Origin of the sequence: Methylophilus sp. VKM B-3414, assembly GCF_032248435.1 — a bacterium.
GTDB classification, from domain to species: Bacteria; Pseudomonadota; Gammaproteobacteria; order Burkholderiales; family Methylophilaceae; genus Methylophilus; species Methylophilus glucosoxydans.
This window is the reverse complement of record NZ_JAVTLI010000010.1, coordinates 183,274-195,242: the sequence shown is the minus strand read 5'-3', so window position 1 is coordinate 195,242 and position 11,969 is coordinate 183,274. Positions and strand designations below refer to the sequence as shown.

Here is an 11,969-nt window from a genome sequence, read left to right as displayed (position 1 = left end):
CCTCACGCAGGCGTCAGCCAGTCATAGCGCATGGGCTGCAACACTTTTTTGCCCTCAGCATCGGGCACGCAAGCGAGCAAGGCACGGGTATATGGATGCTGTGGCGCATCCAATACCTGGCTGACCGGGCCAGCTTCTACGATTTCACCTCTGAACATGACGATGACATCGTCGGCAATATCCGCGACCACACCGAAGTCATGGGTAATAAACAGCATCGCCATATTCAGCCGTTGCTTGAGTTCATCGAGCAAGCGCAGCACCTGTGCTTGCACGGTAACATCAAGCGCAGTTGTCGGCTCATCGGCAATCAGCAGGGCAGGTTGGCAAGCAATGCTCATGGCTATCATGACACGCTGACGTTGCCCGCCTGAAAGTTCGTCGGGATAACTGTTGGCGCGCGTGGGATCAATGCCCACTTGCGTTAGTAATTCAGCGACTTTTTGTTTAAGTGCGGCACCTTTAAGCGCTAAATGCGTTTGCAGTGGCTCACCGATCTGAAAGCCGATGGTGAGTACCGGGTTTAACGAGGTCATGGGCTCCTGAAAAATCATGCCGATTTGTCGACCACGGATGGCTTGCATTTTGCGCTCGCTTAATTGGCTGAGATCCTGGCCCTGAAATACCACGCGGCCTTGCATGCGCAATTGCGGGGAAAGTAGCTTCATGATACTGAGCGCAGTGAGGCTTTTGCCGCTACCAGACTCACCCACGATACAGGTTGTCTTGCCACGGGCGAGGCTGAGCGAGCCCTGTTTGACCAAGTAGCGCCCTGGCGCATTGGCCGGGTAAATATTGAGGTCCTGGATATTTAAGATTTCGCTCATGTTGATAGATCAATCACCAGATTCACAAAATTACGGATTTATCGCCATGCCAGCGACCGTTGTTGATATTTACCAGCCTTGCTATTCAGACCAGTCATCATTTAAACAGAACACTGCCGCCAATCAGCCCGCATTAACGATGGAGGCGACTTGATCAAAGCTGACACGTGCTTGCTCGCCTTGACCGAGCATGGGTTTTAAGGTCAGTTCGTCAACGGCTGCTTCATCATCCCCAAAAATGCCGGCAAAGCGCGCACCACTGCGGTCGGCCTTTTTCATTTGTGATTTGAAGCTACCGCCACCGGCGTGCAAGACCACCTTGAGTCCCATGCTACGCAGTCTTTCGGCCAGCGTAAAGGCTTTTTGTGTCGCCAACTCGCCCACATTGACCAGGTAAATATCGGGTTGGTTCTGGGCGGTGACGCCATATTCCTGCATCAACAGGAATACGCGTTCCAGACCAATGCCAAAGCCGCAAGCTGGCGTTTCGCTACCACCAATGCGTTCTACCAGCGTGTCGTAGCGTCCGCCGCCGGCAATGGTGCCTTGCGCGCCAAGTTTGGTGGTCACCCATTCAAAGACTGTGCGGTTGTAATAGTCCAAGCCACGCACCAGTCTATGGTTAATCGTGTAAGCAATGCCTGCCTGATGCAATATATTGCAAAGGCCATCAAAGTGTTTTTTACTCTCATCTCCTAAAACGTCTAAAAGCTTAGGAGCTGCTTGACACATGTCTTGCATGCGAGGGTTTTTACTATCTAGGATTCTTAAAGGATTTGTATACAAACGACGCTTAGCATCTTCATCCAATATATCTACATGGCGTTCGAAATATTCAATGAGCCAGTTTCTATATTTTGTACGCTCTTCGGCATTTCCAATGCTATTTAACTGTAATTCAACGTCGGCAATGCCCAGCGCTTGCCACAGTCTGGCCAGCAATACGATTTGCTCGGCATCCACATCGGGCCCTTCAAAGCCAAAGGCTTCTACGCCGATTTGGTGAAACTGGCGCTGACGGCCTTTTTGTACGTTTTCATGACGGAACATGGGTCCCATATACCACAGGCGTTGCGGGCCATTGTAAGTGAGATTGTGTTCCACCACGGCACGTACGCAACCGGCCGTGCCTTCCGGGCGCAACGTCAGTTTGTCGCCATTGAGCTTGTCTTCCCAGGCGTACATTTCTTTTTCTACGATATCTGTATGCTCGCCTACGCTGCGCACAAACAACTCGGTCGGCTCGACCAGTGGCATGCGGATATTGTTGTAACCATACTGGCTCAAGATCCGGCGTGCCGTATCTTCAAGCTTGAACCACAAGGGCGTGGCTTCTGGCAGGATGTCGTAAAAACCTTTAATGGATTGAAATGTTTGACTCATCTTGTACGAATGGGGGAGGTGGATGGCTTATACGGCCACAATCGGGATCACGGGCGCTTTGTTTGTGCGGAGTTTGCCACCTTCGGCATAATGCGTGCGCACATACTCATCCACGATCTGTTGAAACTCTTCAGCAATATGGTCGCCTTTAAGGGTGACGGTTTTTTCACCATCAACAAACACCGGCGCCACCGGCGTTTCGCCTGTGCCCGGCAGGCTAATGCCGATATTGGCTAATTTGGACTCGCCAGGGCCATTGACCACGCAGCCCATGACTGCCACATTGAGGGTTTCCACGCCGGGGTATTGGCTACGCCAGATTGGCATCTGATTACGTAACCAGCTCTGGATTTGCATCGCCAGCTCCTGGAAATAGGTGCTGGTGGTCCGGCCGCAGCCAGGGCAGGCGGTCACCAAGGGCGTAAATGAGCGGATACCCATGGTTTGCAGGATTTCTTGGGCGACCACCACTTCTTTGGTGCGGGACTCATTCGGCTCGGGGGTCAGTGAGACGCGGATGGTGTCGCCTATGCCTTGCTGTAACAGAATCGCCAATGCGGCAGTGGAGGCAACAATGCCTTTGGAGCCCATGCCCGCTTCAGTCAGTCCCAAATGCAGGGGATAATCACAGCGTTGCGCCAGCGCCTGATAGACCAGTACCAGATCCTGCACGTTGCTGACCTTGCAAGAGATGATGATCTGATCGGGGTTTAAGCCTAAATCGACGGCTTGCTGGGCACTTTCGAGCGCGGATTGAATCAGGGCTTCGCGCATCAAGGCATCGGCCGAGAGCGGGTTGGCAGACTTGCCATTCTCATCCATCATTTGTGCCATTTTGGCTTGATCCAGGCTGCCCCAGTTCACGCCGATGCGGACGGCTTTTTTGTATTGGATGGCGGCTTCTATCATCGCCGCAAACTGTTCGTCACGCTTGCTGCCTTTGCCGACATTACCAGGGTTGATCCGATACTTGGCCAGTGCTTCGGCGCAATCCGGGTAAGCTTGCAACAGCTTGTGGCCGTTAAAGTGAAAGTCGCCCACCAGCGGCACAGAACACCCCATCGCATCCAGGCCTTTGCGGATGGTGGCGACTTGCGCGGCAGCTTCGGCGCTGTTGACGGTAATCCTGACCACTTCAGAGCCGGCCTGCCATAAGGCATAGACCTGCGCGATGGTGGCAGCCGCATCGGCGGTGTCGGTATTGGTCATGCTTTGCACGACCACAGGCGACACCTGTGTACCATATAAGCCACCGCCGACCGCAACGTGTCCGACCATGACCTGACGGGTATGTCTACGGGATATCATGATTATTTCAATTGAATACGCGCAACACGACCACGTGTGGCTTGGGTTAAATCGTAAGGCTGGTTATCAATGGTCAGTTGGGTGCCTGCGGCATGTCCAACCGTGATATTGACCGGTTTGTCTGTCACTACCTGACGTTCTGAACCGGCTGGGAGTACCTCACTAAATAATTTTTTGCCTTGCATATCTTCAATGCGCACCCAGGAGTCTTCAGTCACTTTAAAGCTCAGATTTGCCTTTTGCGGATCCACGGCTTTGAGCGTGGTCGTTTCAAGCGACTGACCAGCCGCCGGTGTCGGTGTGCTAACGATGGTAGGCGTGCTGGCAACCGTATCAGCCGGGCTCGCTGGCGGCATGCCTGCGGCCGGTTGCATGGCTAGACTGGCTTCTGCGGGCGCCTCTGCCGAGGCTGTACTCGCAGTATTACCGGTTTCTACGGTCGCGCTATTGCTTGCTTCGGGGGCGGTCGCAGTTGCCGGAGGCGCTGGAATTTCGATTTGCTGCCCCGTTGTTTCACTGATTTCTTCCACATCCAATGCCAGTGAAGCATCTTTGAGTGTGTGCGGCTTGATATGGTTGATATAAAAATAGGCGGCAATCGCGGCTAATATCAAAAAGATCAGCAAGGTGAGCAAGCGTTGCGGACGCAAGACGCGCACCGGTTTATCAATCACCGAACGGCTGGCATTCGAGCGGACACTCAAGGGCAGCGGGGTCTTGTTAGGCACGATGCGTTGATAGGCCTCGATGATGGGTGCCACATCAATATTGAGCAACCGTGCGTAGTTACGGATAAAGCCGCGCACAATGCTTGGTTGTGGCAACTTATCAAAGTCATCCTGCTCAATGGCCTGGATTTGCTTGACGCCCAGGCGCAATTGGCCAGACACTTCATGGATACTCAAGCCCTGTGCCTCTCGTGCCGCTTTGAGGACATTGCCGCAGCCAGAACCATAAGCGATGGACGGGTTCACTGCTTGTTGCGGGATGCTTTCCAAGCCCATGGCGGCACCGTACTCTTCAGGCGCATCGGTAGGTATTGGATTGAGACTGCTAGTATCGTCAGGTGTGATATCCATGCGCGAAGCTTCTGCGGCTGCTGCTTGCGCAACCGAGACTGCTGCAGGCGTTTGCTCCAGGCTCACCGCAGTCTCTGTTGTGGGCGCCTGGCTGGCTGCCGTCTGCGTGGTGGCAGCATTCTTGGGCCGACGGCCACGTCTGGGTTTTTCTGCCGGTGCAGGATTGACGTTGGTGGTATCTTCTGACGTCACGTGCATTTACTCCGTTTTCAGCAATTGTTTGGTTTCATTGGCATTCGGGAACAGTTTGTGCAGTTGCACACTGTAATAATTTGCATCATCGGCCAATTGTAAGGACCGGCAAATTCGGACTGCCAAAAAGAGGGACTCTGGTGTCGGGGCAACGTTCACACTATTTTGCACGGTGTTGAGTGCCAGTTGTGCCTCGCCGCGTGCAAATTGCAGGTTGGCCAATTGATAAGCACTGGCGTGGGCCAATGGGTCCACTTGCAGTGCCTGATAAAAATAGTGCTCAGCCTGTGGTTTTTGCTGGGCACGCAAGGCACAGACGCCGGCGTTATATAGCGCAATTTGCGGTGTTTTATACAACGGATTCTTCACCGCGAGCAAAAACTCTTTTTGTGAGGCGTCGTATTGACCTTGGTCACACAAAAAACGGCCATAGTTGTTGTGTGACTCCGAGTTAGCTGGTTGCAGTTGAATCGCCCGCTTGAATGCGGCTTCTGCGCGTGCTTTTTCACCGAGGGCCGCATAGACCAGGCCTAAACCGTTGTAGGCAAGGGCATAGGTCGCGCTGCGTTCAAGCGCGGTATTAAACTCCTCAAGCGCCACATCGTATCGTTTGAGCCGGAAATACTCCGCGCCAAGTTCGGTATGCACGCGGGCAGATTCCATATCGCCGCTTTCGCGTCCGATAGGCTGCTGGTCATAAGGTTGAGCTTGAGCGTTGGACGAAGGGTTTTGCGCACACCCTGACAGCCACAGTAACAAGGTCACTGCAGAGATGACCACGAAAGGCTTGTACAAGGGGGCTGTCATCACTTACTGTTCCGGGTGTATCGCTATGGTTTTCTCGGTGCGGCGGGTTTTATCGAGCACTTTACCTGCCAGTTGCCCGCAGGCCGCATCAATGTCGTCTCCGCGGGTTTTACGCACGGTGACTACAAAGCCTGCCTGCATTAACATATCACGAAACGCACGCACCTGCATGGGCTTGGACGTCCCGTAACCACTGTTAGGGAACGGGTTGAATGGGATCAGGTTAAATTTGCAAGGGACATCGCGCACGATATTCATCAGTTGCTTGGCGTGTTCCAGGGTGTCATTGACGCCGTCCAGCATGACATATTCAAACGTCACGAAATCACGTGGTGCTTTGACTAGGTAGCGCTCGCAAGCGGCCATCAGATCTTTAATTGGATATTTTTTATTAATTGGGACGATCTCATCACGTAGCGCATCATTCGGCGCATGTAACGACACCGCCAAGGCGACGGGGCAATCTTCTTTGAGTCTGTCCATCGCTGGCACCATGCCGCTGGTCGACAGGGTGACGCGGCGACGGCTTAAGCCATAAGCGCTGTCATCCAGCATGATTTGCATCGCCGTGACGACGTTGTCATAGTTGGCCAATGGCTCACCCATGCCCATCATCACCACGTTGGAGATAATGCGCTCACCGGGTGGCAGCAAGTCATAGCCAGGCGCCTGGCGCAGGGCGTGATTGGCAATCCATAGTTGGCCGATAATTTCGGAGACGTTGAGATTGCGGTTGAAGCCCTGGCGACCGGTGCTGCAGAATGTGCATTCGAGTGCACAGCCTACCTGACTGGAGATACACAGCGTGCCGCGGTCATCTTCAGGGATAAAGACGGTTTCCACACTGTTAGACGTGCCGTCTCTTAAGTTGTTTGTGCCGATCAGCCATTTGCGGGTGCCATCATCTGACACTTGTTCCAACTGCACGTCTGGCAGCGCAAATTCGGTTTCCTGACGCAGTTTTTCGCGCAGGGTTTTGGCAATATCTGTCATCTGGTCGAGGTCAAGTACCCCGAAATGATGCATCCAGCGCATCAATTGTTTGGCGCGGAAAGGCTTCTCGCCGAGACTGGTGAAGTACTCGGCGAGTTGCGATTGGTTAAAATTCAGTAAGTTAACCAAGTGTATTCCTAGTTCGGTATCAATGTGATCGTCGTTAAGTGACGAAGGGTGTGATTAACCGAAGAAGTATTTGATTTCGATGGCCGCATTTTCCAAAGAGTCGGAACCGTGCACGGCGTTAGCATCAATGCTTTCAGCGAAGTCAGCACGAATGGTGCCAGGGGCTGCGTCTTTAGGGTTAGTTGCACCCATCAGTTCACGGTTTTTCAATACCGCGTTTTCGCCTTCCAAAGCCTGGATCATCACTGGACCGGAGATCATGAATTTAACCAGGTCGTTGAAGAAAGGACGCTCTTTGTGCACAGCGTAGAAGCCTTCAGCTTCAGCTTGAGTCAGGTGGGTCATTTTAGCTGCAACAACTTTCAAACCGGCGTTTTCAAAACGGGTGTAGATTTGACCAATCACGTTTTTTGCAACGGCGTCTGGTTTGATGATGCTGAGTGTACGCTCTAAAGCCATGAGAACTCCAAATAAAGTAATGAACAAGAAAAACAAACGACTATTCTACTATTTTTACTGTGATTGATAAACCTTAGATACGGATGACAGGCTTTTATTGCGTTAAATAGCAGGCATTCATTGCTTTATTTTTTTTATCTATTGTCAGCAGATGTTTTATGATGTGATGGTTTCCCACGGTCAGGTGGATATTCAGGATTGAATACATAAAGATCAAAACGAGAGACTATAAAGCCATGACAAATCAACAAAACAGTATGCATGCATGCCCGGCTTGTGGCTTGCTATGTGACGATATTTCGGGGGAGGCCATTGCCAAACAGCAGTTTTCGTGTGGCAAAGCCGCAAAGTTCTATGCGCGAACGAGTAATGGTGCGCAACCTAGGGTGGCGGGGCAACCCGTGTCGCTGACCCAGGCCGTACATACCGCCGTCGAACTGCTCAAGCAAGCCAAAACGCCATTGATCGCCGGCAGCAGTACCGATGTCCACGGTGCGCGTGCTCTGGTCAGCCTTTCGCATCATACGCATGCGTCGATGACGCATATCAATGCCAGCAGCACGCTGCGCAACATGCAGGTATTACAGCATCGCGGCTGGCAGACCACCACCTTGACCGAAGTACGCAACCGCGCAGATGTCATCCTGATGATAGGCACTGATGTGGTGAGCCACAATACCCGTTTTTTCGAGCGCGTGGTGTGGGTGCCTGAGGCCATGTTTACCGCGCCTGCCGCCCGCAAGATCATCTACCTGGGCGGCGATGACCTGAATACCAAGCCTGGCGTCTCTCCCGATGGACGCGCACCTGAAGTCATTCCTTGTGCGAGCGAACAGTTACCGGAGGTGGTCGCCACCTTAAGGGCCCTGGTGATGGGCAAGCCAGTGACTGCGGAAACAGTGGCCGGGGTAGACGTGAGCCGTTTGAGAACCGTGGCTGAGACCCTGAAGGCAGCCAAGTACGCCACTTTGGTGTGGGTGTCCAAAGACCTGCATTATGCGCATGCCGAATTAACCATTGAAAATATCACTGAAACCGTGGTCGCCTTGAACCAGAAGAGCCGCGCCATGGGTTTGTCGCTTGGCGGCAGTGATGGCGATACCAGCGTCAACTACGCACATACCTGGCTCAATGGCGTGATTATTGATACGCCAGACTGGGAAAGCCATGACGCGGTGGTATGGGTCAATAGTTACAGCCCGGATGCGATGCCGCCTGCAGGCACTAAACCTGTGATTGTGCTCGGTGCTGCTGACAGCCAATTTGAAGAGACGCCAGCGGTGTTTATCCCCGTTGCGACGCCAGGGCTAGACTGCAACGGCCAGCAATTCCGTGTCGATGGCTCGGTTACCTTGCCGCTCAGCGCAGCCAAGCCTTCTGACCTGCCTACCTTGTCACAAGTGATTGCCATGATAGAAACAGAACTTAAAGGAGTGACGGCATGATTACCGTACTCAAGAACGCGAAAGTGATTGACCCCGCGCACGGTAAGGATGGCGTGGTGCAGGATATTTATATCCGTGATGGCCGCATTATTGCCAAACCGGCCGACAGTGAAAAAATTGCGCAGGTGTACGACCTGAATGGCAAGATCGTCATGGCAGGGGCGATTGATATGCATAGCCATATCGGCGGCGGCAAGGTCAATATTGCGCGCATGCTGCTGCCTGAATACCAGGCCATGCGCAAGCTGGAAGAGCCTGAAGCTCACATCTGCGGCGCCAACTGTAGCCACCATGCGACACCGAATACCACCGATACCGGCATGCGCTATATCGAGATGGGCTATACCGCTGCCTTTGAGCCGGCCGTGCTCGCCGTGAATGCGCGTCAGGCGCATATGGAAATGGGTGACACGCCGATGATTGATAAAGGCGGCTACGCCATGCTGGGTAACGATGATTACCTGCTGCGTTTGCTGAGCCAGAATGCTGACCAGAAAACCATTAATGACTATGTGGCGTGGACTCTGCATGCGACGCAAACCATAGGCATCAAAGTGGTCAATCCGGGCGGCATTTCCGCGTTTAAATTCAATGAGCGCCGCCAGGACCTCGATCAACTGCACAGTTATTACAACATCACGCCGCGCCGCATTTTGCAGGCTTTGAGCCGTGCCGTAAATGAGATAGGTATTGCCAAACCTTTGCATGTGCACTGTAATAACCTGGGCGTGGCTGGTAACTTTCAGACCACGCTGGATACCATGGGCGCCAGCGATGGCATCCCCATGCATTTGACCCATATCCAGTTTCACAGTTATGGCACCGAGGGCGACAAGAAATTTTCTTCTGCCGCCGCCAATATTGCCGAAGCGATCAACAACAACAAACACATCACTGCGGATGTCGGCCAGATTCTGTTTGGACAGACCGTGACCGCGTCTGGCGACAACATGATGCAGCATTTAAACGCCAAAGTGGCCAACCCGAAAAAATCGGTGATCATGGACATTGAATGCGACGCAGGTTGTGGCGTGGTGCCGTTCAAATACCGCGACCAGAACTATGTCAACGCCTTGCAATGGGCGATTGGCCTCGAGGTATTCCTCAGTGTGGATGACCCCTGGCGCATTTTCCTAACTACAGATCACCCGAACGGTGCGCCGTTTACCAGCTATCCGCATTTGATCCGTTTGCTCATGGATAAAACCTTCCGTAATGATGCGTTTGACAAGCTCAACCTCGATGCGCAAGCCATGAGTAACCTGAAATCATTGGAGCGCGAATATAGCTTGTATGAAATCGCCACCATGACCCGCTCAGCCCCGGCCAAGTTGATTGGCCTGCAAGACCGTGGCCATTTGGGTGTGGGCGCTGCGGCTGATATTACCGTCTATACCGATCAGGCTGACAAGGAGGCCATGTTCGCCAAGCCAGACCTGGTGTTTAAAGACGGTGAGCTGGTGGTGAAAGAGGGCAAAGTGGTCAAGGTGGTGTGGGGCGCAACACATAGCGCCAAACCAGCCTTTGATCTGGGTGTGGAAAAAGACATCAAGCAGTATTTTGACCACTACCACACCATGCAAATGCACAACTTTAAAATTTCGGATGACCAGATTGCGGAAGATGGCCGCAACCATGTCATTAACCATAGCCAGGGGTGAATATGCAGTTAAATGGCGTAGACATAGACGATACCTTTGCTGAAGCATTTAATATGCGCGGCACGCGTATCCTGATTACGGCGCAAAATTTGCGCTGGGCATATAACGCCGCCAATGCCATGACGGGTTTTGCCACCAGTGTGATTGGCTGTGGCGTCGAGGCGGGCATAGAGCGGGAGTTGTCCGAGGATGAAACCCCGGACGGTCGTCCGGGCGTTAGTGTGCTCATGTTTGCCATGGGCAGCAAAGTGCTTATGCAACAACTCGAAACGCGCATGGGCCAATGTATTCTCACTTGCCCAACCGCGGCCGCCTTTGCCGGGATTGAGTCAGAAGACATGATTAGTCTCGGTAAACATTTGCGCTTTTTTGGCGATGGTTATCAGGTGTCCAAACAAATCCCCGATGCCACGGGCAAGCTTAAGCGCTACTGGCGTATTCCGGTGATGGATGGCGAGTTTTTAACCGAAGAAACCACCGGCATGGTACGTGCCATTGGTGGCGGTAACTTTCTGGTCTTGGGGGCCAGCCAGGCACAAGTGCTGACGGCCTGTGAAGCTGCCATTGATGCCATGCGCAAACTGCCCAATGTCATTATGCCTTTCCCGGGCGGGGTGGTGCGCTCTGGTTCCAAGGTGGGCAGCAAGTACCCCAAAATGTTTGCCAGTACCAACGACGCATTCTGCCCAACCCTTAAAGGCGTGGTTAAGAGCGAGCTCGATCCACGGGTGGAAAGCGTGATGGAAATTGTGGTCAATGGCCTGACTTTTGAAGATATTGCTGTTTCGATGAAAGCTGGGATTGAAGCGGCCTGTAGCCTGGGTAAAGACAATGGCATCTTGCGTATTTCTGCCGGTAACTACGGCGGCAAGCTGGGCCAGCATCACTTTAAACTGCGTCCAATTTTAAGCGGGGAGGTGACCGCATGAGCCATATCGTATTAACCGCCAAGCCACTTTCGCGCACGGTCGATTGCCGTGCCTTATTGCCGCTGGCTTTGCAAGGCAAAACCGAGACCGATATTGGCGCCATCAAACTGGCCGCCAATTTGTCTGTTGCCGACGCGTTTGAGGTGAGTGTGGACGCAGCCACAGAGGCAACTAAGCTGACTTTTAAAAACACAACTTCTTCGCACCAATACATCGGCTTCGGCATGACGGCTGGCCAGCTGGTAGTCGAGGGGGATGCGGGTGACTTTTTAGGGGCGCAACTGCAAAACGGGATTCTCATTTGCAAAGGCAACGCTGGCGCACGTGCAGGCGACCGTATGCGTCGCGGCATGCTGTTGATTGAAGGTAATGCCGGTGACTATTGCGGCTCGGATATGATGGCGGGGACGCTGGGTGTACTGGGCAGCACAGGTGTCTATCTGGGTTACGGTATGAAACGCGGGACTTTATTATTGGCACAATCGCCAGCGCCGCAGGCGACCTGGATAGACTGTGGTTTGCACAAGCTGCCTTTCCTCAATATTCTGTATAAATCCTTTAAGTTGCTAGATAGCCGCTTTGCGCAAATCAGCAGTCAGCGCGTACAACGCTGGATGGGGGATATGGGTGGCCTCGGTAAAGCCGAGATACTGGTGATTCAGCCTTAAAGCCAATCAGTGTGCGTATGAAAACGGGCCGCGTGCCCGTTTTTCTTTTTGCATCAGTGGGTTAGAGTGGTAAAATCGCGCTTTTGCAA

Annotated in this window: 11 protein-coding genes; 4 read left to right on the top strand and 7 right to left on the bottom strand. The window is 53.0% G+C overall.

Annotated features, from left to right (window positions below; translation table 11 throughout):
* Positions 1–2: 2 nt before the first annotated feature.
* From Q9292_RS10780 to ndk, 7 genes are all read right to left on the bottom strand, one after another.
* Positions 3–827 carry an ABC transporter ATP-binding protein gene (locus Q9292_RS10780; protein ID WP_313987857.1) on the bottom strand — a complete coding sequence of 275 codons (825 nt, stop codon included), beginning with the start codon at positions 825–827 and terminating at the stop codon, positions 3–5.
* A 123-nt stretch (positions 828–950) separates the two neighbouring features.
* Positions 951–2,210, bottom strand: coding sequence for a histidine--tRNA ligase (gene hisS / locus Q9292_RS10775; RefSeq protein WP_313987854.1), 1,260 nt, complete (start codon positions 2,208–2,210; stop codon positions 951–953).
* A gap of 27 nt (positions 2,211–2,237) precedes the next feature.
* Complete coding sequence (gene ispG, locus Q9292_RS10770; RefSeq protein WP_313987851.1) at positions 2,238–3,518, bottom strand: flavodoxin-dependent (E)-4-hydroxy-3-methylbut-2-enyl-diphosphate synthase; 1,281 nt, start codon at positions 3,516–3,518, stop codon at positions 2,238–2,240.
* Positions 3,519–3,520: 2 nt separating this feature from the next.
* Positions 3,521–4,795 carry a RodZ domain-containing protein gene (locus Q9292_RS10765; protein ID WP_313987849.1) on the bottom strand — a complete coding sequence of 425 codons (1,275 nt, stop codon included), beginning with the start codon at positions 4,793–4,795 and terminating at the stop codon, positions 3,521–3,523.
* Positions 4,796–5,596 carry a type IV pilus biogenesis/stability protein PilW gene (gene pilW, locus Q9292_RS10760; protein ID WP_313987990.1) on the bottom strand — a complete coding sequence of 267 codons (801 nt, stop codon included), beginning with the start codon at positions 5,594–5,596 and terminating at the stop codon, positions 4,796–4,798. It lies immediately after the preceding gene.
* Between the two features lie 3 nt (positions 5,597–5,599).
* Complete coding sequence (gene rlmN, locus Q9292_RS10755) at positions 5,600–6,718, bottom strand: 23S rRNA (adenine(2503)-C(2))-methyltransferase RlmN (protein ID WP_194747785.1); 1,119 nt, start codon at positions 6,716–6,718, stop codon at positions 5,600–5,602.
* A 54-nt stretch (positions 6,719–6,772) separates the two neighbouring features.
* Positions 6,773–7,177, bottom strand: coding sequence for a nucleoside-diphosphate kinase (gene ndk / locus Q9292_RS10750; RefSeq protein ID WP_275356378.1), 405 nt, complete (start codon positions 7,175–7,177; stop codon positions 6,773–6,775).
* Between the two features lie 236 nt (positions 7,178–7,413).
* Here ndk and Q9292_RS10745 point away from each other — a divergent pair, with 236 nt between their 5' ends.
* From Q9292_RS10745 to Q9292_RS10730, 4 genes are read left to right on the top strand one after another with little or no spacing between them, the layout of a single operon-like run.
* Entirely contained in the window at positions 7,414–8,622 is a 1,209-nt protein-coding gene (locus tag Q9292_RS10745) for a formylmethanofuran dehydrogenase (RefSeq protein ID WP_313987844.1), read from the top strand.
* The gene (locus tag Q9292_RS10740) at positions 8,619–10,283 is read left to right on the top strand and encodes a formylmethanofuran dehydrogenase subunit A (RefSeq protein WP_313987841.1); all 1,665 of its coding nucleotides are present in this window, start codon (positions 8,619–8,621) and stop codon (positions 10,281–10,283) included. Before Q9292_RS10745 ends, Q9292_RS10740 begins: the two co-directional genes overlap by 4 nt.
* Positions 10,284–10,285: 2 nt before the next feature.
* Complete coding sequence (fhcD, locus tag Q9292_RS10735; RefSeq protein WP_194747781.1) at positions 10,286–11,212, top strand: formylmethanofuran--tetrahydromethanopterin N-formyltransferase; 927 nt, start codon at positions 10,286–10,288, stop codon at positions 11,210–11,212.
* Complete coding sequence (locus tag Q9292_RS10730; RefSeq protein WP_313987837.1) at positions 11,209–11,880, top strand: formylmethanofuran dehydrogenase subunit C; 672 nt, start codon at positions 11,209–11,211, stop codon at positions 11,878–11,880. The genes fhcD and Q9292_RS10730 overlap by 4 nt, the downstream gene beginning before the upstream one ends.
* The last annotated feature ends 89 nt before the right edge of the window (positions 11,881–11,969 follow it).

Excerpts from the sequence above, each read along its gene's own strand:
- Q9292_RS10765 (WP_313987849.1), bottom strand. The coding sequence starts at position 4,795 with ATGCACGTGACGTCAGAAGATACCACCAACGTCAATCCTGCACCGGCA.
- Q9292_RS10780 (WP_313987857.1), bottom strand. The coding sequence starts at position 827 with ATGAGCGAAATCTTAAATATCCAGGACCTCAATATTTACCCGGCCAAT.
- ndk (WP_275356378.1), bottom strand. The coding sequence starts at position 7,177 with ATGGCTTTAGAGCGTACACTCAGCATCATCAAACCAGACGCCGTTGCA.
- hisS (WP_313987854.1), bottom strand. The coding sequence starts at position 2,210 with ATGAGTCAAACATTTCAATCCATTAAAGGTTTTTACGACATCCTGCCA.
- Q9292_RS10745 (WP_313987844.1), top strand. The coding sequence starts at position 7,414 with ATGACAAATCAACAAAACAGTATGCATGCATGCCCGGCTTGTGGCTTG.
- pilW (WP_313987990.1), bottom strand. The coding sequence starts at position 5,596 with ATGACAGCCCCCTTGTACAAGCCTTTCGTGGTCATCTCTGCAGTGACC.
- Q9292_RS10730 (WP_313987837.1), top strand. The coding sequence starts at position 11,209 with ATGAGCCATATCGTATTAACCGCCAAGCCACTTTCGCGCACGGTCGAT.
- fhcD (WP_194747781.1), top strand. The coding sequence starts at position 10,286 with ATGCAGTTAAATGGCGTAGACATAGACGATACCTTTGCTGAAGCATTT.
- Q9292_RS10740 (WP_313987841.1), top strand. The coding sequence starts at position 8,619 with ATGATTACCGTACTCAAGAACGCGAAAGTGATTGACCCCGCGCACGGT.
- ispG (WP_313987851.1), bottom strand. The coding sequence starts at position 3,518 with ATGATATCCCGTAGACATACCCGTCAGGTCATGGTCGGACACGTTGCG.